The organism is Caulobacter sp. UNC358MFTsu5.1, assembly GCF_000712075.1.
Taxonomy (GTDB): Bacteria; Pseudomonadota; Alphaproteobacteria; order Caulobacterales; family Caulobacteraceae; genus Caulobacter.
Genome location: NZ_JONW01000005.1, coordinates 516165 through 539882, shown reverse-complemented (window position 1 = coordinate 539882; position 23718 = coordinate 516165). Strand labels below are relative to the sequence as shown.

At 70.5% G+C, this 23718-nt stretch carries 12 protein-coding genes; 10 read left to right on the top strand and 2 right to left on the bottom strand.

Features of this window, described 5'->3' with window-relative positions:
- The first annotated feature begins 199 nt into the window (after positions 1-199).
- From BR39_RS0104440 to BR39_RS0104395, 10 genes are all read left to right on the top strand, one after another.
- Positions 200-1861, top strand: a complete 1662-nt coding sequence (locus tag BR39_RS0104440) for a carboxylesterase/lipase family protein (RefSeq protein WP_029908119.1) — start codon at positions 200-202, stop codon at positions 1859-1861.
- Between the two features lie 40 nt (positions 1862-1901).
- Positions 1902-3473 carry an AMP-binding protein gene (locus BR39_RS0104435; protein ID WP_029908117.1) on the top strand — a complete coding sequence of 524 codons (1572 nt, stop codon included), beginning with the start codon at positions 1902-1904 and terminating at the stop codon, positions 3471-3473.
- Positions 3474-3579: 106 nt separating this feature from the next.
- Positions 3580-4473 carry an SDR family NAD(P)-dependent oxidoreductase gene (locus BR39_RS0104430; RefSeq protein ID WP_029908115.1) on the top strand — a complete coding sequence of 298 codons (894 nt, stop codon included), beginning with the start codon at positions 3580-3582 and terminating at the stop codon, positions 4471-4473.
- Positions 4470-5645 (top strand): acetyl-CoA C-acyltransferase, encoded by a 1176-nt coding sequence (locus BR39_RS0104425; RefSeq protein WP_029908113.1) that lies wholly within the window; start codon positions 4470-4472, stop codon positions 5643-5645. Before BR39_RS0104430 ends, BR39_RS0104425 begins: the two co-directional genes overlap by 4 nt.
- Before the next feature lie 87 nt (positions 5646-5732).
- On the top strand, positions 5733-6929 hold the full coding sequence (locus BR39_RS0104420; RefSeq protein WP_029908110.1) for a DUF3089 domain-containing protein: 1197 nt from the start codon (positions 5733-5735) through the stop codon (positions 6927-6929).
- Between the two features lie 88 nt (positions 6930-7017).
- Entirely contained in the window at positions 7018-8214 is a 1197-nt protein-coding gene (locus BR39_RS0104415) for a hypothetical protein (RefSeq protein WP_051695173.1), read from the top strand.
- A gap of 169 nt (positions 8215-8383) precedes the next feature.
- Complete coding sequence (locus BR39_RS0104410) at positions 8384-8986, top strand: RNA polymerase sigma factor (RefSeq protein WP_029908106.1); 603 nt, start codon at positions 8384-8386, stop codon at positions 8984-8986.
- On the top strand, positions 8955-9980 hold the full coding sequence (locus tag BR39_RS0104405; protein ID WP_029908103.1) for a FecR domain-containing protein: 1026 nt from the start codon (positions 8955-8957) through the stop codon (positions 9978-9980). Before BR39_RS0104410 ends, BR39_RS0104405 begins: the two co-directional genes overlap by 32 nt.
- A gap of 106 nt (positions 9981-10086) precedes the next feature.
- On the top strand, positions 10087-13332 hold the full coding sequence (locus BR39_RS0104400; RefSeq protein WP_051695172.1) for a TonB-dependent receptor domain-containing protein: 3246 nt from the start codon (positions 10087-10089) through the stop codon (positions 13330-13332).
- Positions 13333-13451: 119 nt separating this feature from the next.
- Positions 13452-15086 (top strand): alkaline phosphatase, encoded by a 1635-nt coding sequence (locus BR39_RS0104395; protein ID WP_029908100.1) that lies wholly within the window; start codon positions 13452-13454, stop codon positions 15084-15086.
- Positions 15087-15308: 222 nt separating this feature from the next.
- On the opposite strand, the gene BR39_RS0104390 is transcribed toward BR39_RS0104395, so the two are convergent.
- Positions 15309-21695, bottom strand: a complete 6387-nt coding sequence (locus tag BR39_RS0104390) for an MBG domain-containing protein (RefSeq protein ID WP_029908098.1) — start codon at positions 21693-21695, stop codon at positions 15309-15311.
- A gap of 28 nt (positions 21696-21723) precedes the next feature.
- Positions 21724-23388: a ShlB/FhaC/HecB family hemolysin secretion/activation protein gene (locus tag BR39_RS0104385; RefSeq protein ID WP_029908096.1), complete on the bottom strand. Its 1665-nt coding sequence runs from the start codon at positions 23386-23388 to the stop codon at positions 21724-21726.
- Between the last annotated feature and the right edge of the window lie 330 nt (positions 23389-23718).

Sequence of the window (23718 nt, the reverse complement as noted above, 5' to 3'; positions counted from 1 at the left end):
AGGTTTCCTCCCAGCCGCCGTTTTTCGAGCTTGGCTTTCCCCGAGCATGCGCTCAAAAGGGATCGAAGATCAAGTTCACACGCATGAGAGTGAACATTGACAGCGGGCGGACTCGTCGGGCACGCTGGGTCGCAGCGTCGGCGCCAAGGATCGACGCCTGAAACGGGGAGGAAACATCATGCAGGCTGGGAAAAGGTCCATGGGTTCGCGCGTCCGCCGCGCTCTGGTCCCCGTGCTTTCGGTCCTCGCGCTTTCGGCTCCCCTTTCGACCTTCGCGGCGCCCGCCCTGGCGGCCGCGCCCGTCGTCCAGGCGCCGGCCGGGGCGTTGCGCGGCGTCGAGCAGGACGGCCTGCGGGTGTTCAAGGGCGTGCCCTACGCCGCCGCCCCGGTCGGCGCGCTGCGCTGGAAGCCGCCGGTCGCCGCCCCGGCCTGGAGCGGCGTGCGCGACGCCCTGGACTTCGGTCCGGTCTGCTACCAGCCCAAGCCCCGTCCCGGCGGCATCTACAGCTCGACCCTCAAGGCGATGAGCGAGGACTGCCTGTCGCTGAACATCTGGGCCCCCGACAACGCCAAGAAGGCCCCGGTGCTGGTCTGGATCCACGGCGGCTCGCTGATCGGCGGGGCCAGCAGCGAGAGCATGTACGACGGGACGGCCCTGGCCAAGCAGGGCCTGATCGTCGTCTCGATCAACTACCGCCTCGGCGTCCTGGGCTACATGGCCCACCCCGAGCTCAGCGCGGAGTCGCCCGACCAAGTCTCGGGCAATTACGGCCTGCTGGACCAGATCGCCGCCCTGAAGTGGGTGAAGGCCAATATCGCCGCGTTCGGCGGCGACGCCTCGAACGTCACCATCGCTGGGGAGTCGGCGGGCGGCCTCAGCGTGATGTACCTGATGGCCTCGCCGCCGGCCCGCGGCCTGTTCCAGAAGGCGATCGCCCAGAGCGCCTACATGGTCTCGACGCCGCCGTTGCGCGAACCGAAGTACGGCCACGTCCCGGCCGAGGCCATGGGCGCGGCCACGGCCGGGAAGCTGGGCGCCAAGAGCCTGGCCGACCTGCGGGCCATGGACGCCGAGACCCTGACCACCCAATCGCTGGCGGTGGGCTTCCAGACCTTCGGCGCCGTCGACGGCAAGGTGCTGCCCAGCCAGCTGGTCGACGCCTTCGACCGCGGCGAGCAGGCCCACGTGCCGGTCCTGGCCGGCTTCAACAGCGGCGAGATCCGCTCGCTGCGCTTCCTGGCCCCGCCGCCGCCCGCCGACGCGGCGACCTACGAGAAGACGATCCGCGAGCGCTACGGCGACCAGGCCGATGAGTTCCTGCGGCTGTATCCGTCCGCCGACCTGGCCGAGACCATGCTGCTGGTCCCGCGCGACGCCCTCTACGGCTGGACGGCCGAGCGGCTGGCGGCCAAGCAGACGGCGATCGGCCAGCCCGGCTACTTCTACCTGTTCGACCACGGCTATCCGGCGGCCGACGCGGCGGGGCTGCACGGCTTCCACGCCAGCGAGATCCCCTACGTCTTCGGCACGGCCAGCACGACGCCGCCGGCCTGGCCGAAGAACCCGGACACGCCCGCCGAGGCCAAGCTGTCGGCGGCCATGACGCAGTACTGGGCCTCGTTCGCCCGCGACGGCGTTCCCAAGGCGGCCGGCGAGCCCGCCTGGAAGCCGTACGGCAAGGACCGCGCCTACATGGCCTTCGCCGAGACGCCCCAGCCGGGCGTCCACCTGCGGCCGGGCATGTACGAACTGAACGAAACCGTCATGTGCCGCCGCCGGGCCCAGGGCGACACGCCGTGGAACTGGAACGTCGGCATCCTGGCGCCGCCGCTTCCCGCCGCGACGCCCCAATGCCGCTGACCCTCCGGGCCGACAACCAGCTTCGATGAATAGAGTACCGATGATCGACGGTGATATGCAGGCGTTCGCGTTGACGCTGGACAAGTTCCTGGAGCACGCCGCCAAGTGGTGTCCCGACGCCCAGGTGGTGACCGCTAGGGACGGCGGGGCGATCGACCGGATCGGCTATGCCGACCTGCTCGTCCGCAGCCGCAAGGCCTCGGTCCTGCTGGCCGACCTGGGCGTGCGGACCGGCGACCGCGTGGCCACCCTGGCCTGGAACAGCCAGGCCCATGTCGAGGCCTGGTACGGCATCATGGGCATGGGGGCGGTCTGCCACACCCTGAACCCGCGCCTGACCGCCGAGCACCTGGCCGCGATGGTCGTCCAGTCCCAGGCCCGCGTCCTGATCGCCTCGGCCGATCTGGCGCCGCTGGCCGGCCAGATCCTGGAGCGCGTGCCCGGGATCGAGCACCTGCTGCTGATCGACGCCGTGCACGGGACGGCGGCCCAGGGCCGGGGCGTGCTCATGGAGCCGCTGCTGGAGGCGGCGACGGGCGAGGTGGCCTGGGGCCAGTTCGACGAGACCGCGCCGTGCGGCCTGTGCTTCACCTCCGGCACCACCGGCGCCCCCAAGGGCGTGACCTACACCCACCGGTCCAGCTTCCTGCATACCCTGCGGGCCCTGCAGGCCGATGTTATGGCGATCTCGGGCGCGGACACCGTCCTGGCGGTGGTGCCGATGTTCCACGCCAACGCCTGGGGCCTGCCGTTCGCCGCCCCCGCCGTCGGCGCCCGGCTGGTCCTGCCCGGACGCCAGGCCGACGGCGCCAGCCTGGCCCGGCTGATCGCCGCCGAGGGCGTGACCATCGGCGTCGGCGTGCCGACCGTCTGGCTGGGCCTGGTCGAGCACCTGGAAGCGGTCGGCGGCGAACTGCCGTCGCTCCAGCGCATCATCGTCGGCGGGGCGCCGATGGCCCCGGCCCTGATGGAACGCCTGGAGCAGCGCCTGGGCGTGCGGGTGCAGACCAGCTGGGGCATGACCGAGCTGTCGCCGTCGGGCACGGTGGCGCCGCTGAGCACGCTTTCCGAGGCCGCGGTCTCGGGGCGTCCGGCCATCGGCATGGACCTGCTGCTGACCGACGCGGACGGCGTGGCCCTGCCCCAGCAGCGCGACGTCGAGGGTCACCTGCGGGTGCGCGGGGCGGCGGTGATCCAGCGCTATTTCGGCCACGATGCGCCGGCGACCGACGCCGACGGCTGGTTCCCCACCGGCGACCTGGCGCGCATCGACGCCCAGGGCAACCTGATGATCACCGGCCGGGCCAAGGACCTGATCAAGTCCGGCGGCGAATGGATCAATCCCGCGGAGATCGAGGCGGTGGTCGGGGCCCTGCCCGAGGTGTCGCTGGCCGCCGTCATCGGCCGGTCCGACCCCAAGTGGGGCGAGCGTCCGATCCTGCTGGTCGAGACCCAGGGCGAGGTCAGCGACGAGGTCCTGCTGGCCTCGCTGCGCGGCCGCGTGGCCCCGTGGTGGGTGCCGGACGCGGTCTACCGCCTGCCGCGCATGCCGCTGGCCGCCACCGGCAAGATCGACAAGATCCGGCTGCGATCCGAGTACGGCGGCGGGTGAGGACGCGGCCTTCGCACTTGCGAAGCTGCGCTGCAGCATAATATACTCACTAACATCAGAATAAACGAATGCGAACGGGAGTTCGCCAAGTCGGGGAGACAATTCGATGTTGCTGCAAGGACGCGTCGCGATCGTAACCGGTGCGGGCGGCGGCTTGGGCCGCGCCCATGCGCTGTACCTGGCCAGCCAGGGCGCCAAGGTGGCGGTCAACGACCTGACCCAGGAGGCCGCCGACCGCGTGGCCGCCGAGATCGTCGCCGCCGGGGGCGAGGCGATCGGGGTCGCCGCCTCGGTGACCGACGAGGCCGCCGTCGGCGCCATGGTCGCGCGGGCCAAGGCCGTATGGGGCCGGATCGACATCCTGATCAGCAACGCCGGCATCCTGCGCGACAAGAGCTTCGCCAAGATGGACCTGGCCGACTTCCGCCTGGTGGTCGACGTCCACCTGATGGGCGCGGCGGTCTGCGCCAAGGCCGTGTGGGAGACGATGCGCGAGCAGGGCTACGGCCGCATCGTGATGACGACCTCGTCGTCGGGCCTCTACGGCAACTTCGGCCAGGCCAACTACGGCGCCGCCAAGATGGCGCTGGTCGGCCTGATGCAGACCCTGGCCATCGAGGGCGAGAAGTACGGCGTGCGGGTCAACTGCCTGGCCCCCACGGCCGCCACAGGCATGACCGAGGGCGTGCTGTCGGAAGAGAGCCTGGAGCGCCTGAACCCCGCCCTGGTCAGCCCGGGCCTGCTGGCCCTGGTCCATGACGACGCCCCGACCCGCGCCATCCTGTGCGCCGGCGCCGGCCACTTCGCGACGGCCAACGTCACCATGACCGACGGCCGCTACATCGGCGGCGGCGCCGACGCGGGCGAGCAGGTGATCCGTCAGTGGGACGCCATCAGCGACCGCGCCGGCGAGATCGTCCCGGCCTACGGCTTCACCCAGGCCGAGCGCGAAGTCGCCAGCGCCGGCCTCATGGCCAAGGCCGTGGGGGTGCGCTCGTGACGCGCGACGCCGTCATCGTCTCCACGGCGCGCACGCCGATCGGCCGCGCCTATCGCGGGGCGTTCAACGACACCCCGTCGACCGTCCTGGCCGCCCACGCCCTGACCAACGCCGTCCAGCGGGCCGGCGTCGCGCCGGACGAGATCGAGGACTGCATCCTGGGCTGCTCGCTGCCGCAGGGCTACCAGGCCACCATCGGCCGCATGGCGGCGCTGCGGGCGGGCTTCCCGGTCACCGTTTCCGGCATGACGATGGACCGCCAGTGCTCGTCGGGCCTGATGACCATCGCCACCGCGGCCAAGCAGATCATCGTCGACCGCATGGACGTGATCGTGGCCGGCGGCGTGGAGTCGATCTCGCTGGTCCAGACGCCGCAGATGCGGGTGGACCAGGATCCCGGCCTCGTGGCCCTGCATCCGGACGCCTACATGCCGATGCTGGACACCGCCGAGACGGTCGCCGCCCGCTACGGGATCAGCCGCGAGGCCTGCGACCTCTATTCCCTGGCCTCGCAGCAGCGCGCCGCGGCCGCCCAGGCCGCCGGCCGTCTCGACGCCGAGATCGTGCCGATGACGGCGACCATGAAGGTCGTCGACAAGGCCACCCAGGCCGTCTCGCATCGCGAGGTGACCCTGGACCGCGACGAGGGCGTGCGGCCCGAGACCACGCTGGAGGGCCTCTCCGCCCTCAAGGCCGTGCGCGAGAACGGCGTGGTCACGGCCGGCAACGCCAGCCAGCTGTCGGACGGCGCCTCGGCCTGCGTGGTCATGGAGGCGGGCCTCGCCGCCAAGCGCGGCCTCCAGCCGCTGGGCCGCTATGTCGGCATGGCCGTGGCGGGCACCAAGCCGGACGAGATGGGCATCGGTCCGGTCTTCGCCATCCCGCGGCTGCTGGAGCGTTTCGACCTCAAGATCGACGACATCGGCCTGTGGGAGCTGAACGAGGCGTTCGCCTGCCAGGTGCTGTACTGCCGCGACCGCCTGGGCATCCCGGACGAGCGGCTGAACGTCGATGGCGGCGCCGTCGCCATGGGCCACCCCTACGGCATGTCGGGCGCCCGGATGGTCGGCCACGCCCTGATCGAGGGCAAGCGCCGGGGCGCGCGCCACGTCGTCGTCACCATGTGCGTGGGCGGCGGCATGGGGGCCGCCGGACTGTTCGAGGTTCTGTGATCTGAGGGGGCGCTTCGGCGCCCCTTCTTTTTGCCCCCAGTCTTTTTCCAAGAGCGCGACACGACGCTCGTCCAGGGAGGGATGCCGATGAAGGCTCTGTCCAACCTGCTGCTGGGCCTGGCGGCCCTGGCCGCCGCCCATGGCGTCGCCATGGCGGCCGCGCCCGACCCGACCGTCCAGCATCCCGACTACGCCGATCCGGCCCTGTGGCTGTGCCGGCCCGACCTGCGGGACAACCGCTGCAAGGTCGACCTGGACGCCACCGTCGTCGCGCCCAGCGGCCGGCTGACGCTCGAGCGCTACGTCCCGGCCAAGGACCCGAAGATCGACTGCTTCTTCGTCTATCCCACCGTCTCCAACGACGCCGGCTGGATCTCGGACTTCTCGCCCGACGCGGCCGAGTGGGACGACATCAAGGTGCAGTTCGCCCGGTTCGGATCGGTCTGCCGCCAGTTCGCGCCGCTGTACCGTCAGGGCACCCTGCGCCGCCTGCGCTATCCGGCCGGCGGCGCCAAGCCGGTGGGCGAACAGCCCCCGCCCGGCTTCGGCGGCTATGCCGACGTGGTCGACGCCTGGAACTGGTACCTGGCCCACGAGAACCACGGCCGGGGCGTGGTCCTGATCGGCCACAGCCAGGGAACGGCCATGCTGACCCGGCTGATCGCCGAGGAGATCGAGGGCAAGCCGGTCCAGAAGCAGCTGGTCTCGGCCCTGCTGATGGGCGGCCTGGTCATGGTCCCGCCCGACAAGGACGTCGGCGGCTCGTTCAAGTCGGTCCCGCTGTGCCACGCCGACACGCAGGTCGGCTGCGCGATCACCTATGTCACCTTCCGCGACCGCCTGCCGCCGCCCGCCGTCTCGCGCTTCGGCAAGGCCCGCGACGGCCTGCGGGCCGCGTGCGTCAACCCCGCCGCCCTGGCCGGCGGCAAGGGGCAGCCGGAGTCCTACTTCATCACCAAGGGCTTCCTGAACGGCTCGGGCGGCGACATTCCGCCCGAATGGGTGCGGCCCATGCGGCCGATCCCGACCTTCTTCGTCAGGACGCCGGGCCTGGTCACCACCGAGTGCGTCCGCAACGGCGACTTCGACTACCTGGCCCTGCACGTCAACGCCGTGCCCAGCGACCCGCGCACCGACGAACTGGGCGGCCAGATCATCCGCCACACAGGGGTGGACCTGTCGTGGGGCCTGCACCTGATGGACGTCGACCACTCGATCGGCACGCTGATCCGGATCGTCCGCAAGCAGGGCGAGACCTGGGTGGCCCAGGCGCCGAAGGGCTGAGCGTTTCGTCGAACCGTCACGCAGGCGTCACGCGTCTGTCGTGACGGCCCCTTAGCCCCGCCCAAAACGCAAAGCGGGGCTTGGAATCATGTTCGATCGTCTTCGCCTGGCCGCCGCCGCGTCGGGTCTGGCCCTGGCCTTGGGCATGGTCTCACCGGTCCAGGCCGGCGTGGCCGCCCTGCCGCTCCGGCAGAACGGCGGGACCTGGGCGTCCGGCCACGTGCAGGGCGTCGCCGTCGATGTGAAGGGCGGCTACGTCTATTACTCGTTCACCAACCTGCTGGCGAAGTACGACTTCTCCGGCAAGCTGATCGGCACGCTGGTGGGCTGGACCGGCCACCTGGGCGACTTGGATTTCAATCCGGCCGACGGCAAGGTCTACGGCTCGCTGGAATACAAGGAAGACAAGGCCTTCTACATCGCCGTGATCGACGTGGCCCGGCTGGACCGGGTGGGCGTCGAGGCCGGCTCCAGCGAGATCTTCCGCACGGTCTACCTGCCCGAGGTGGTCAAGGACTACGCCGCCGACCTGAACGGCGACGGCGTCTTCGAAGGCGACGACGGCAAGTTCAAGGGCGACGTTGTCGCCTCGCCCGATCATCGCTACGACTGCTCGGGCATCGACGGCGTCAGCTTCGGCCCGGCGTTCGGCCAGGTGGACGGCAAGCGCTATCTGACCGTGGCCTACGGGGTCTACGGCAACACCAGCCGCACCGACAACGACCACCAGGTGCTGCTGCAGTACGACGTCGCCGACTGGGCCCGCTACGCCAGCCCGCTGACCGAGGCCGCCCCGCACCGCAACGGCCCGGCGGCCGTGCACGGCAAGTACTTCGTCCGCACCGGCAACACCCGCTACGGCGTGCAGAACCTGGCCTATGACGAGGCCTCCCGGCGCTGGTTCATGGGCGTCTATCTGGGCCAGAAGCCGAACTTCCCGAAGTACGGGCTGTACGCGGTCGAGGCGCGCGGGAAGCCCGTGAGCGGCGACCTGGTCGGCGTGTCCGGTCCGGACGGCAAGGGCTGGGAGCAGGGCGCGCTGCTGCCCCTGGCCGACGACGGGCTGAAGGACGCCGCCACCGGCGTGCGCGGCTGGAACCAGAAGGCCGACGTCGGTCTCCAGCCGGTCGGCCGCGGCCTGTTCTACCTGGCGGTCAACGCCAGGATCGACGGCAAGCAGACCGCCGACCTCACCCTGATGCGCTGGACGGGCGACGCCCAGACGCCGTTCGTCCCGGCGACGGCGGAGGAGCGCGACGCCCTGGCCAAGGCGCCCGCGCCGTGACCGCCCCGGCGCCACCGAAGGTTGGAGCGGCCCCGCGATCGTCCGTGAGCGTGCGGAAAGGGCCGAGTGTCACAATTGGCGGCTAGGCAGGGGACGGATTTCAAGCGGCGCCGTCCTGTCGTTCCCGACGGCGGGCCGCTCGGCGCAATATCCAGTCAGCGGGTCAGGAATGAGCGACGCCGACAGGCAAAGAACACGGTGGTTCCTGCGGCACATCCTGCCGCACGAACCCGCGCTCAGGGGGTGGCTGTCGCGCAGCGCGCCGCCGGGCGTCGATCCGGGCGACGTGATCCAGGAGGCCTACACGATCCTGGCCGAGCTGGAGAGCGTGGACGGGATCGTGCATCCCCGCGCCTACCTGTTCCAGGTGGCGCGCTCGGTCATCGTGCGCCATGTCCGCCGCGCGCGGATCGTCCCGATCCACACGGTCGACGACCTGGAGCGGCTGGAGCATGCGGACGAGGCCGCCTCGCCCGAGCAGCACACGATCGACCGGGACGAACTGCGCCAGCTGGCGCACGCGATCGCGGCGATGCCGCGCAAGACCCGCGAGGCGTTCGTCCTGCGCCGGGTCAGGGGCTTGTCCCAGCGCGAAATCGCGGCGCGAATGCGGATATCCGAGAATACCGTCGAGACTCACATTTCACGCGGCATCTCGTTCTTGATTGATTGGTTCGGGCGTAGCGGAAACAGGCGGTCCCAAACCTCTAGGACCTTGGAAGCGGAGATTGCCTCGATAGATGGCCGAACGAGACACCAGTCGAGACATTGATCAGGCGGCGTCCGACTGGACGGCGCGGCTGGATCGTGGGCCGCTGACTTCGGGGGAGGAAGACGCGCTCCAGGCTTGGCTGGGTGGGGATCCACGCGCCAGGGGCGCGCTGCTGCGCGCGCGGGCCCTGTCGATGTTCAGCGAGTCGGCCCAGGCGCTGGGCGACGATTTCGACCCGGCCGCCTTCGAGGAACCCGGGCCGCCGCGCTCCAGGCGCCTGTCGCGCCGCCAGGCCCTGGCCTGGACGGGCGGGGCGGCGGCCGCGGCCTCGCTGGTCGCCCTGGGCGTCGGCATGCCCGCGGCCGGGGCGGTGATCAGCACCGAGCGGGGAGAGATCCGCCTGGCGCCGCTGAAGGACGGCTCGACCGTGCTGCTCAACACCGAGACCAGGATCCGCGTGAAGTACAGCGCCGGCGAGCGCCTGGTCACCCTGCTGAAGGGCGAGGCCTATTTCTCGGTGGCGCGCGACGAGACGCGGCCGTTCATCGTCGAGGTCGACGGTCGTCGCCTGAGCACCGCTCAGGCGGGGTTCCGGGTCCGCAAGCTGGGCGGCGATCCCGTCGACGTCCTGGTCAACCAGGGGCAGGTCGAGGTCGCCCCCCTGAAGCTGGCGGCGCCCGCCGACCCCGTGGCGCTGACCGCCAACACCCGGCTGGTCCTGTCCGATCCCATCGGCGGCCGGTCCGTCGCCGAGCGGCCCCAGGCCGTCGGGCCCGAGGCGGTCACCCGCGAGCTGGCCTGGCGCGAGGGCAAGCTGGCCTTCGAGGGCGAGACCCTGAAACAGGCGGCCGACACCTTCGCCCGCTACAGCGACACCCGCATCCAGGTCCGCGATCCGGACCTGGCGCGCGAGCCGGTGACCGGCCTGTTCGCCGCCAACGATCCCGTCGGCTTCAGCCGGGCCATAGCGCGGGTGTTCGACGCCCGGCTCGAGCAGAAGGGCGAGGAGGTTGTCCTGACCCGCGATCCGTCCCGCGCGACCGGGAGCCACTAAACGGGCGTCGACCAAGAAGTTTTTGTTACAAAATAGCGGAAGCCCCGGCCTGACGGCTCTCAACCGCGAACGTCGCGACCAACGCGACGATTGGGGGCTACCGCCGATGAATTCCCGCTACTCCGTCCTCGCCTGTGGGGCCGCCGTCGTCGCCCTGGCGATCGCCGCGCCGGCCTGCGCGCAGGACCGCATCTTCGACATTCCCGCCCAGTCCGCCGTCCGCGCCATCCCCGAGCTGGCGCGTCAGGGCCAGGTCCAGATCGTGGCGCCCGCCCGCCACCTGGAAGGGATCATGACGCCGGCCGTGAAGGGCCGCATGGACGTGCGCACGGCGCTGAACCGCCTGATCGCCGGCACGCCGCTTCGCATCGATTCCGACGACGGCCAGGTCATCACGCTGAAGTCGACCATCCAGGGCGCGTCCGACGCGACGCCGCAGGCGACGGGCGTCGGCGGCGTGCGCGGCCGCATCCTCAACACCGCGACCGGCGAATATGTCCGCAACGCCGAGATCCGCGTCGAGGGCACGAACATCGTCGCCTATTCCGAGGACGGCGGCGACTTTCGGCTGACCAACGTGCCGGCCGGCGACGTCACCCTGGTGGTCAAGTACACCGGCCTGGAAGAGACCCGCGCCGTCGCCAACGTCGCCGCGGGCCAGACGGCCACCGTGGCCTTCGAGCTGCGCCCGCAGTCGTACGCCGCCCGCGACGGCGAGGTCGAGGCGATCACTGTCGCCGCCAAGCGCGAAGGCCAGGCCGCCGCGATCATGGAGCGCCGCGCCTCCACCAACGCCAAGACCGTGGTCGCCGCCGACAACTTCGGCGCCCTGACCATGGGCGACGTCGGCGAGTTCATGAAGAACATGCCCGGCCTGTCGATCGACTACACCGAGGTGGACGCCACCGCCGTCCGCATCGGCGGCCTGGACCCCAAGTACTCGACCTTCACCACCGACGGCGCCCGCATGGCGACGGCGACCTCGAACAACAACAACGGCCGCCAGAACTCGTTCGAGCAGATGTCGATCACCGGCATCGACTCGATCGAGCTGAACAACACGCTGCAGGCCAGCATGGACGCCGACTCCCCCGGCGGCGCGATCAACATGCGCAGCAAGTACGCCTTCCAGCGCAGCAGCCGCCTGCTGCGCTTCCAGCTGGGCGGCGTCGCCACTTCGGACTCCAGTCTGGAGCGCAAGTACCTGCCGGACGACGAGAAGCACGCCTCGATCTATCCGTCAGGCCAGATCGGCTATGCCGACGTCTTCCTGGACGGCCGCCTGGGGATCGCGCTGAACGCCAGCTACAACGCCAACTTCGTCGAGCAGGACCGTATCCAGACCGACTGGTCCTACCTCGCCAACGGCCGGGTGCTGCCCTACCAGGTCATGTGGCGTCCGGGTCCGAAGCTGACCCACCGCAAGGCCGCCAACCTCAGCGTCGACTACAAGCTGACCGACCAGTGGGCGCTGAGCCTGCGCAGCAGCTACTCGTTCTACGACGTCGAGTACTTCAACCAGTACACCTACCTGATCTTCGGCACGGCCACGGCCACCCAGGCGACGGCGGCCTCGACGCCCACCCACATCGTCGTCAATCCGAACGGGACCAACACCCGCCTGCACACCCAGTATTCGCACCGCTACGCCGGCACGCCCTCGTGGCTGTTCGCCCCGAAGCTGGAATACCGCGGCGACACCTGGGAAGCCCTGCTGCGCGGCAGCTATTCCAGCTCGGAGTTCAATTTCCGGGACAATTCCAAGGGTTTCTTCCAGCGCACCGACAGCTACCTGACCCGCATCGGCTTCACGCTGGACCGCGCGTCCACCGATTCCAACGACTGGACCCTGCAGCAGACCGCCGGCCGGTCGTGGAGCGACCCGACCAGCTTCAATCGTGACGACGACATCGGCAACAACATCCGCACCGCCGAGTCCGACGCCCAGAACCAGATGTACGGCGTGAACCTGGACCTGAAGAAGAAGCTCGAGATCGGCTCGGTCCAGCTCAAGGTCCTAGCCGGCGCGACCTACCGGACCAACGTCTGGAAGACCAACGAGGGCGCGTACCAGCAATTCCAGTACATCGGCCCGACGCACGACCTGACCCAGAAGGCGCCCGAGGCCGTCATCCCCTGGACCCACTACTACAATTTCGAGATCCAGGGCTTCGACGCCGGCAACCTGAACGCCCAGAACTGGCGGGCCGACAGCAACTACGCCGTCTACGACATCTACAAGGAGCACCCGGACTACTTCGCGCCCGACCTGGCGGGCAACCTGAAGCGCCGGCTCGACAACAACAAGAAGGTCGGCGAGACGGTCAACGCCGCCTATTTCGAGCTCCAGCCGCGCGTGGGCAAGGCCCAGTTCGACCTCGGCCTGCGCTATGAAGGCACCGAGACCGACGCCCGTGTCGCCGATGTCCGCAGCGACAAGGAAGTGAAGGCCGCCGGCCTGGATCCGGCCACCGTGCCGGGCCTGCTCTACAAGTACCGCAACGGGACCTACGCCACCCGCCACGGCGAGTACGACGACTGGTTCTGGAGCGGCGGGGCCAAGTACGACTTCACCAAGAAGCTGGTCGGCCAAGTAGCCTTCAGCCAGTCGATCCTGCGTCCCGACTACGGCAACCTGGGCGGCGTGGTCTCGGTGGACGACACCAACCTGATCGTCACCGTGCCCAACCCGCAGCTGAAGCCCGAGCACTCGACCAAGTACTTCGCCAGCCTGCAGTACTATCTGGAGCCGTCGGGCATCATCGGCGTGTCGGCCTACCAGCTGGAGGTCAAGGACATGCAGGTGACCGGCTACGAGTTCTCCGATCCGACCCAGGTCGGCTACAGTCCCGACGACTATCCGGGCTATCGCTATCGCAGCGCCACGAACCTGCCGGGCGTCAGCATCAACCGCGGCGTGACGCTGGAATACGACCAGCAGATGACCTTCCTGCCGGGTGCGCTGCGGGGCCTGGGCCTGCGCGGCTCGATCACCAAGATCGATCCCGACGGCGAGCGCGTGAACATGCCCAAGACGGCCGCCAACTTGGGCCTGCGCTACAGCTACGGCAAGTTCGACGTCCAGCTGACCGGCAACGCCCAGGGCAAGTACCGGACCAGCGCCCTCAGCGCCACGCCGGCCACCTCGCCGAACGGCGTCCTTTACCACGACGCCCGCGAGCTCTGGAACGTCAGCGCCAGCTACAAGATCAACAAGCAGTTCGAGGTCATGCTGGCCGGCCGCAACATCTTCAACGCGCCGGACGTCATCTACTCCAACGTCCGCGACCGGGTGCAGCAGTACAGCATCTACGGTTCGATGTGGAACGTCGGGATCAAGGGCACCTTCTAGCCCCTCCCGCCCCTGGCGTCGGCGGTGCTCCCCTGCCGCCGACCCAGACTGGCCGCGCGCGCCCGAGGTGCGACGCGCGCGGCCGCCTTCTCCTTGCAAGCCATCCCGGGAGGCCCGCCGTGGTCCTGAACATCGATCGTCGCAGCCTCGTCCTGGGCGCCGGATTGGGGCTGGGCGCGCTGGGCCTGTCCGCCGGCCGGAGCCTGGCCGCCGTGATGCTGGGCGCCACGGGCTTCACCCACGCCGTGGCCAGCGGCGAGCCGGGGCCCGACGCCATGCTGCTGTGGACGCGCTATGTCCCGGCCACGAGCGACAACACGGTGCGGCTCGACGTGGAGCTGGCGCTCGATCCCGACTTCGCGAAGGTGGCGGCCGGCGGCGTGGTGCGCACCGGGGCCTATCGCGACTGGACCGCCAAGATCACCGTCGACGGGCTGAAGCCGGGGACTGTCTACTGGTACCGGTTCGTGGCCCCCGACGGCGCCCGCTCGCCGGTCGGCCGCACCAAGACCCTGCCGGTCGGCGAGGTCCCGCGCTTCAAGCTGGGCGTGTTCTCGTGCTCGAACCTGCCGGTCGGCCTGTTCAACGCCTACGGCCACGCCGCCGCGCGGCCCGACCTGGACCTGTGGCTGCACACCGGCGACTACATCTACGAATACGGTCCGGCCTCGATCAAGGAGGGCGACTGGGCCGAGGGGCGCCGCGAGCAGCTGCAGCCGTCCAACGAGATCCTGACGATCCAGGACTATCGCCTGCGCTACGCCTGCTACCGCGCCGATCCGGACCTGCAGCGGCTGCACCAGATGGCCCCGATGGTGGCCTTCTGGGACGACCACGAGTCGGCCAACGACAGCTGGGAGGGCGGGGCCCAGAACCACCAGCCGGCCGCCGAGGGCGACTGGAACGTCCGCCGCGCCGCCGCCATGCAGGTCTATCGCGAATGGATGCCGGTGTCGGACGAGCCCTGGAAGGCCTATCCGATCGGGACCCTGGCCACCCTCTACCGCACGGAGTCGCGCCTGCTGGGCCGCACCAGGCCGGCCGACATCGGCGCCGCCTTCCGCGCCGCCGACCCCGACGCGGCGCTGAAGGCGTTCCGCGACGGGCCCTGGCAGGACCCCTCGGCGACCATGCTGGGCTCGACCCAGGAGAGCTGGCTGGCCCACCAGCTGAAGGCCAACGCCCGCTCGACGGCGTGGCAGCTGGTCGGCATGGGCACGATCCTGGGCCGCACGGTGATGCCGCAGGACGTCCTGGACTGGCTGCGGCCGGAGGTCTCCGAGAAGAAGGTCGCCGGCTATCGCAACGACATCCGCGCCGCCAAGCTGGGCCTGCCCATGTGGATGGACCGCTGGGACGGCTATCCCGCCGCCCGCGCGCGCCTGTTGAAGGCGGCCCAGGCGGCCGACGCCGACCTGGTGATGCTGTCGGGCGACAGCCACAACGCCTGGGCCTATGCGCTGAGCCAGGACGGACGCCCCGCCGGGGTCGAGTTCGCCGGCCACAGCGTCACCTCGGGCGGCGCCGAGGGCGATCTCGGAGCCGATCCGGCGGTCGTCGCCCGAGGCTTCGTCGCCGCCAATCCCGAGCTGAAATGGGCCGACACCAGCCGGCGCGGCTACATGATGATCGACCTCACGCCCCGGCGCGTGACGGGCGAGTGGCTGTTCATGCGGACGATCAAGAGCCGCGACATCGCGGTCGCGGACACCCACCGGATGTCGGTCGAGCGCGGACGCCGGGCCTTCGGCTAGGCCCGGGCCCTTCGGGGGCGATCGACGTTCGAACCCTCTCCCAACAAATCGTCATCCCGGGCCTTGTGCCCGGGACCCCTCTATCCGCCGCAGGTGCGGATGGGTGGCGCGCCAGCGCGCCAAAGCGCTTCACGTGCGAGCTGAACCAGGGGTCCCGGGCACAAGGCCCGGGATGACGACAACAGGGGATGAAACCCCAAGGCCGCTAAACCTGCATTCGTCCTACCGCAGCGCCGCAACCTTGCCGCCGCCGACCATGGCGCCCTGGGTCGCGGGCGGGCCCTCGGTGCTCAGGTGGGGCTCCGGATTCCAGTCCAGGGTGAAGTCCAGCGACTGGGTGATGTACTTCAGCGACGACGACCCGTCGCCCCGTTCGTTCGACGGGATCGTCTGGATCGTCAGCACGGCCCCCGTGAAGGTCAGGTCGTAGTTCGCCGACAGGGCCAGCGTGCCGCGGGTGATCCCGTAGCCGCCGGGCGTTTCGCCGGCGTCGCGCGCCAGGGCGCCGGTGAAGGCGTCGCCCGCCACCAGCGAGCCCGCCGTGACCTGGTAGGTCAGGGCCGGATCGGGCTGGCCGAACTGCTTGGACAGGGCGTCGGCCGACACCGCCACCGAGCGGCGCAGGATGTCCAGTCGGCCGGTCCCCGAGACGAAGGCGTAGTTGGAGTCGGAGGACAGGGCGGCCAGGTTCGCGGTCAGGACGTAGGTCCCGGCGTTCTTGCTGGTGGCGCCCACCACCAGCGGGGCGCCGGACCATGTGACGGCGTCGGCCGCCAGGTCGCCGTTGACCAGGCCGGTGATGCCCGTCGAGATCGTCGGGATCGTGCCGTCATAGGTCATGGTCAGGCTGTTGGGCGTCACCGTCAGGGTCGGCTGGTAGGCGTAGACGAAGCGGTTGCCGGCGTTGGGCGTCACGGCGAACCGTTCGTTGAAGAAGTCGTACGCCGAACCGTAGAAGCTCTTTCCGGACAGGCCGTTGAAGCTGTTGCCCGCCGTCGAGCCCTGGGCGTTGCCGACCGCCTGGGTGTAGATCAGCCAGCGCCCGGCGGCGTTGCCCGCGGTCACCGCGTCGGCCCCCCGGGCGTTGGTGAACACCCCGTCGGACACCAGAGTCACGGCGTCGCCCGTCCCGTCGCCCCGGACCGTGCCGCCGGCGGCGAGGGTCATGCCGCCGTGCGAGGTGAGGGCCACGCGCCCGCTGCTGAACACGGCCCCGGTCACGGTCAGGGACCGGCCCTCGACCAGCCTCAGCACACCGCCGCCGGTGTTGGAGAAGTCGCCCAGCTCGGCCACCTGGTTGAAGGCGCCGAGGTCGGCGCCGCCCACCGACGAGCCCTTCAGGGTCTTGGCGGTGATCGTGCCGGTCGAGACCTGGCCGATCGCGCCGTCCGAGCGCAGGTCCACCGTCTGGCCCACGGCGTTGACCGGGCCGTAGATGTCGTAGGCGGTGGTGGCGTGGAAGGCGAAGCCGCCCGCCGCGACATTGACCGCGCCGAGGTAGTCGATCCGGTTGTCGCCCAGCAGGACGACGCCGGTTCCCGCCGTGACGTTCAGCGCGTTGGCGTCGAAGTTGCCCTGCTGGGTGATGTCGGTCGCCGCGTTCAGGGTCAGGTCGCCCCCGACATTGATCCAGTAGGGGGTGACGGCGTCGCCGAAGCGCAGGCCGCCCGCGGTCGAGGTCACCGCCAGGTCGCCGCCGACATCGGCCCAGACCAGCCGCGTCTCGCCGCCGCCGGTCACCTGGGCGTCGTCGCCCGCCGTCAGTTGCTCGAGGGTCAGGGGGCCGTTGGCGACCTTGACGGCCGCGCCTCGCGCCGCGTCGACCGTCGTCAGGTTCGCGCCGGTGATGTGGTCCAGATTGACGTCGACCCGGCCCGTCGCGCCGGTGACGTCGATCGTGGTCGCGCCGGTCGAGGTGACGAGGTTGGCCGCCGTGATCGCGCCCGGCGTCGCGGCCCCCAGGACGGCGTCGCCGTCGTAGGCCTTGACGACCACCTGCAGGGGCCCCGCACCGTTCATGATCGCCCCGCCCAGGCGGGCCGTGCCGAAGTCCGTGGCCCAGACCCGGGCGGTCGTCCCGGCCTGGATCAGGTCCACGTCGATGCCGCCGTCGATGCTGGTCGCCCCGACGAACTGCGGCCCGGTCAGCGTGCCCAGGTGTCCGCTGCTGACCTCGGCATAGATGTTGCCCGTGTCCACGGTGATGTCGCCGCCGTTGACGACGCCGTTCACGAACAGCTGGACGGCGCCGCCGTAGTGCAGGGTCTTGCCGGTGAAGTCGAAACCGCCGACCCGGTCGTTGATGGCCCAGGTGCCGAGCATGGACCCCTGCGGCGTCAGGGCGGCGTTGGCGAAATCGCCGCCGCGCAGATTGTAGTTCCCCCAGACGTCGAGGCTGGTGGCGACGTCCACCAGGCCGTTTCCGCCCTCCAGGGTCACGAGGCCGTCGCTCGCGACCGTGTCGAGGGCGATGCCTTCACCCGTCACGACCACCCGGCCGTCGTTCAAGCCGCTGCCCGCGCTCAGCTGCGCCGCGCCGGTCACCGCGCCGTCCGAGGCCAGGATGGTCAGCCAGTGGTCGGCATGGATGGCGGCGGTCCCCAGGTCCAGGTCGCCCAGCCTGTCGGTGATGCTGACGTCGTGGATGAGACCGCTGGACAGGGTCGGGGTCAGCGCGTCGCCCAGGAAGTCGTGGGCGGCGATCGTGTAGTCGCCGCCGCTGATGGTGGTGAGGCCGGTCTCCAGCGTGCCGTCCGCGGCGTCGAGGCTGATGTTGTAGCCGAGCACCTGGTCGATCTTCAGGTCGCCGCTGGTCAGGACCACCGTCGCGGCGCCCGTGGGGCTGGCGGAGACCAGGGCGATCGGGTTGCTGAGCGCATTGACGTTGACCACGGCGTCGCCGCCGTCGGAGACGACCTGCAGTCCGTCCGGAAGCGGTCCACAGCCGCAGCCCGCGCCCGAATTGGCGGCGGTGAACGCGTAGTTGTCGGTGACGATCGAGTTCCGGTCGTCGGCGCCGAAGGTCGCCTTGCCCGTGCCCGACGCGTAGACCAGGATGCCGTCTGTCGCCTCCGCGCCCCGCAGCGTCGCGTCGCCGCCGGCCTGCACGACGACCACGCCGTCGACGCCGGTGGCGCTGGCGCGGTTGACCAGGACGTCGCCGACCAGCGCCTGCGCCGCGACGCCCAGGTCGTCGCCCCGCGCGTCGTCGATGAAGATGTCGCCGTTGAACGCGACCGCCTGGACCAGGACGCCGGCCTGGGCCGACTGGATGTCGACATTGCCGTCATAGGCCGCCACGTTGATCTGGCCGTCGGCCTGCAGCGACCCGACGTCGACCGTGCCGCCGATGACCGTCAGGTCATCGCCGCTGGAGATCTCGATGGCGGCCGTGCCGTCGATCAGGCCGTTGGCGCCGATCTGCACCGGGCCGTCGCCGTGGACCGTGCCCTCGATCGTCACCGTGTCGCCGCCCAGGTTCACCTCGTCGTCGCTGGTGACGGCGCTGGTCGAGGTCAGGTGCAGCAGGCCGTCGCCCTCGATGTCGACCAGGCCGGCGCCGTGCACCGCGCCGGTGATCGTCACGTCGTCGCCGCCGGCGCTGTAGAGCTCCACGTCGCCGTTGTTCGCCGTGGCCGAACCGACGGTCAGGGCGCCGTCCAGCGCCTCGACATAGATGTTGTTGCTGTTGGCCGTGATCGTCCCGAACACGGCCGGGCCGGTGTTGATCGTCACATCGACGCCTTCGCCTTCCAGCGAGGTGATCGCCTCGCTGGTGTCGAGATAGGCGTGCGCGTCGCCGGCCGTCGACCGGATGGTGGCCGCGCCCGTGCTTCCGCCCGTGCGGCTGAACACGTTGTCGGTGGTCATGCTGGTGTAGTCGTCGGCGCCGAGGATGGCGTCGCCGGCGGCGACGAGGCTGAGGTCATGGCCGGCGCCCGAGCCGGTCAGCACGGCCTTGCGCAGGATCGCGCGGCCCCCGATCGACCCGATCTCGATATCGCCGCCCGCCGTGGCCGAGGCCACGTCGATGTCGCCGTCCCCGAAGATGCCGACGCGGCCGCCCGCGACAACGTCGCCCACCGTGATCGTCCCGCCGACGTCCAACGAGAACATGTCGCCGGCGTGCAACGTCCCGCCGGAGTGGGTGAGGTCGCCGCTGGAGACGAAGAGGAGGACGCTTCCCGCCGAGTCGATGTCGTTGCTGATGTCGAAACCGTCGGCGTCGCGGATCGTGACCGCGCCGCTGGTGGTGTTGTTCACGACACCCAGGCTGGTGAAGGTGTTTTCCTGGTTCAGCGTGACGCCGGTCGCCGCCGTGATGTTCAGGACATCGGCCGTGATCGTGCCGGCCGACTGGCCGATGGCGCCGTTGTCGGAGATCAGCGACACGTCACCGCCCGAGACGATCGAGCCGGTCAGGTTGAAATTGTTGACGTCGCGATAGGTGAAGCTGCCCGTGCCGCTGTTGCTGGCCCCCAGGCTGGTGATGTTGTTGATCTGGCCCAGGGTGACGCCGGTCGCCCCGTTCAGGGTCAGGGTGGCGGCGGCGACCGAGCCGCCGCTCTCGGTGATCGCGCCGGCGGTCGAGGTGAACGAGGCCGTGTTGTTCGCGGAATAGAGGCCGCTGAGGTCGAAGCTGCCCGCCCCGCTGATCGTCAGGTTGCGGCTGCCGAAGGCCCCGCCCACGGTCGCGGTGGTCCCCGCCTGGATCGTCGTGTCTCCTGCAGTGACACCGCCGCCACGGCTTTCGGCGGACAGCACGTTGACCGAGCCGTTTGTCGAGCGCACCAGCACGTGGCCGTCGTCGCTGCCCCCCGAGTATCCGCCCCACAGGTTGGCGTTGCCGGCCAGGACGTTGCCGCTGGTGGTGGTGATCTCGAGATCGTCGCCGGCGATGGCGTAGGTGGTGACGGTGGCGTTGCCGGTCGTGGCGGTGACGAACAGGTCGCGCCCGGACTGGCCGGTCGTCAGGCTGGCGCTGGCGCCGCTGATCGTCAGGTCGCGGCTGGAGTCGCCCGAGCCGAGCGTCGCGGCGGAAGCGGCCGCCGCCTGGATCGTGATGTCGCCGGCCTGCGTGCCGGTCCCCTGGGTGACGGCCGAGCCGACATTGACCGCGCCGGTGGTCGAGCTGGCCAGGACGTGGGCGTCGTCGGCGGCGCCGACGCCCGTGGACTTCAGGGTGGCGCCGGAGGCCAGGACGGCGCCGCCGGCCGCCGTGATCTCGACGTCGTCCCCGGCCGTGGCCGCCGTCGTGACGGTCGCCGTGCCGCTGGTGGCGGTGACGGCGATGTCGCGCGCGGCCGTGCCGTTGGCCAGGCTGGAGGTCGCGCCGGCGACCTTGATGTCGCGGGTGGAGTCGGCCGTGCCGAGGGTCGCGGTGGTCGCGGCCTGGATGGTGATATCGCCGGCCTGCGCGCCCGTGCCCTGGGTCAGCAGGGTGTTGCCGGCGTTGGCGAAGCCGGTGTCGGAGCGCACCAGGATGTGGGCGTCGTCGGTCGCGCCGGCGCCGGTCGACTTCAGATAGGCGCCGCTCGCCGTGACGTCGCCGTTGGCGGTGATCTCGATGTCGTCGCCGGCGAAGATCCGGTTGGTCACGAAGGCCGAGGTGGTGCCGGTGATGAAGACGTCGCGCCCGGCGTCGACGGTGCTCACGAACACCTGCGGCGCGCTGAGGGTGACGTCGCGCGCCGAATTGCCCAGGGTCAGCGACGCCGAGCCGTTGCTGGTGATCAGGATGTCGCCCGAGGTCGTGGTCGTGGCCGAGCCGACCGAGGTGTTGTTGGTCGACGAGACGGTCACGCCCGTCTCGCCGGTGATCTGGGTGACCGTCGCGCCGGGGCCGCCGGCCGTGACCGAGGCCGCGCCGCTGGTGGCGGTGACCTCGCTGGCGGTGATCGAGCCCGAGGTGGTCGAAATGCCCACCGTGGCGCCTTCGGCGATGCTGACGTTCAGGGCGCCGCTGGACGCGTTGAGCAGGACGTTGCCGCTGGCGTCGATCGAGGCGCTGGTGGCCGAGCTGATCGTGGTGATCTGGATCAGGGCGTCGGTCGCGGCGCGCAGGTTGGCCAGCGGATCGGCGGCGGCGACGAAGGCCGCGTCGTTCATCCCCGTGCCGCGGCTGAACAGGAAGCCGCCGGCGGTCATGGTCGCGCCGGGCGAGACGATCACGCCCTGGGGCGAATAGAACCAGACGTTGCCGGCGGTGGCCGCCCCGACCTTGCCGGTCACGACGCTGCCGTTGTCGAACTGGATCTGGCTGGTGGTCTTGTTCAGGACGATGTCGCTGGCGGCGTCGAACAGGAAGTTCATCGCGTCGCCGCTGCTGAGGTGCAGGTCGGCCCAGTTGATCACCGTGCGGGGCGCGTTCAGGTCGATCTGCAGGGTGATCGCGTCGGGGAAGCTGATCGTCGGTTGGGCGCCGCCCGAGGAGACCGTGATGTTGGCGGCGCTGGGAATGCCCGGCAGGGTCCCGGCCACGGCTGGCGAGGCCAGCATCGCGACGCCGCCCAGGACCGAGCCGGCCAGCGCCGAGGCGGCCAGCAGCCGGGTCCGGCGCGTGACGCGCGGGGCGGGATGGGAGACGGGGCGGATCGGGGACGGGGTCATGGGAGGACGCTCCGGAAACTTCAGCAGGCTAGAACGCGGCGGACAGCGAGATCAGGACGCGCGACGAGGGCGCGTCGCCCACGCCGTAGGGACTGTCGAAGGGCTTGGCCCAGGTCAGGTCGAAACCCACCTGGCGGGTGACCTGGGCGCGCACGCCCACGCCGGCCGAGCTCAGGTCCAGCTTGTTGGCCCCGAAGCCGATATTGGTCAGCTCGGCGGCGTCGTAGAAGGCGTAGGGCCGCCAGGCGGACTTGCCGTTGTTCAGGGGCAGGGCGACGGTGGTGACCTCGAACGTGGCCGCCACGGCGCGGTCGGCCGAGGCCATCGAGGGGTCGTAGCCCCGCCCGATCGTCAGGTTGCCGACGCCGTACTCCTCGTAGGACAGCAGCGGATCGTCGGTGTGCTGCCAGGCGACCTTCAGCTTGCCGACCAGCGGTCCGGCGGCGCCGCCGATCTCGCCCTCGGCGCGGAACACCGTGGCGTCCGGCTTGGCCAGGAAGCGCGAGGCGTTCAGGTCGCCGTAGCGGCTGGCGCCCAGGTTGTGGATGCCCTGGCGGACCTCGATCACGCCCGTCATGGCCACCGAATTGGCCGCCAGGCTGGCGGGGGCGTAGTGACCGTCCAGGCGGGCGAAGAACACCCGCAGGCTGTCGTCGGTCAGCACGGCCACGCCGCCGCCGAACTCGACCTTCTGGTCGATCCAGTCCAGGCCGAACCCGATGTTGAGGTTGCGGAGGCGGTGGCGCACCAGCGGATAGGTCAGGCGGATGCTGCCGGCGAAGGACTCGCCCTCCAGGTCCAGCGGCTTGAGCACGTCGCCCGGCTTGGTCCAGCCCCACGAGCCCGAGAGATCGACCGACAGGCCGTCGCCGCCGACATAGAAGCGCTCGACCGCCTGCAGGACCTGCTGCTCGTCGCTGGACAGGGTGCCGTAGGCCAGGATCGAGGTCCGCTCGCCCAGCGCCGTGAAGCTGTTCAGGTCCAGCCGCGCCAGGGTCAGGTCGCGGCCGACGGTCTTGGAGCCGTAGTTCTGGGCCACCACCGCGCCGTCGACGGCGTCGCGGGCGACGGCGATGTCCAGGTCCAGCGCCCCGTCGCCCTGGGGCGAAGGCCGCAGCACGGACTGGATCCGCACGCCGGGCACGTCGGAGGCCAGCAGCAGGTAGCGCTGGGCGACGTCGAGATCGAACGGCGCCAGGCCGCGCAGGTGGTCGAGGAAGCGCACGACCTGCTTCTGGGCCGGGCCGGCGTCGCCGTGATAGGTCACCGACGCGATCCGCGCCTCGACCACGGTCAGGACCAGCTTGCCGTCGGCGATCTTCTGCTGGGGAATGACCACGGAGGCCAGCACGCCTCGGCGCAGGTACAGCGACGCGGCCCGGTCACGGATGTCGCAGACCACGCTCAGCGGCGCCTCGCGGCCGACGAACTCGGCATAGGTCGAGGCCAGGGCCTGGTCGGAGATCGCCAGGGCTCCCGAGGTCGCGCCGTGGAACTCCACCGCCTTCAGGGTGACCTTGATGGGGCTGTCGCGGAAGGCGCAGGGGCCGGCCTCGACGCCCTTGAACAGGCTGCCGCGCGGCGCGGCCGCGATCGGCGCGGCCCGGGCCGGGTCCAGTTCCTGGCGGGAGGGCAGGGCCAGTTGCGCCTTCGCGGGGGAGGCGGCGAACAGGGCGGCGCCCAGGCACGCCATTGCGCTCGCGCCCGCGATCGCGCGGCGCATTCCGATGAGAATCTGCAACCCCACCCCTCCAACCACCGGTTGTGGTCCCGCCCTAACTCGGTGAAAGTATGACCCAAAACTTAACCGGATAACAGTGATCGCCGACCTGTAGGTTTTTTGACCAGCCGTTTCAACCCTGGGCGGGCGCCTTTCAACCGCCCGGGGGCGGCGGGTCGCGACGGCGGCCGGCGGCCCGGTGGAAGGCCCCGGTGGATGGCCAAGGGGGCTTGGTAGTTCACCTGATATCGGGCGCCGGGACGGCCGGCTTAGCCTTGCCGGGACTTTCGGCGAGGTTGATGC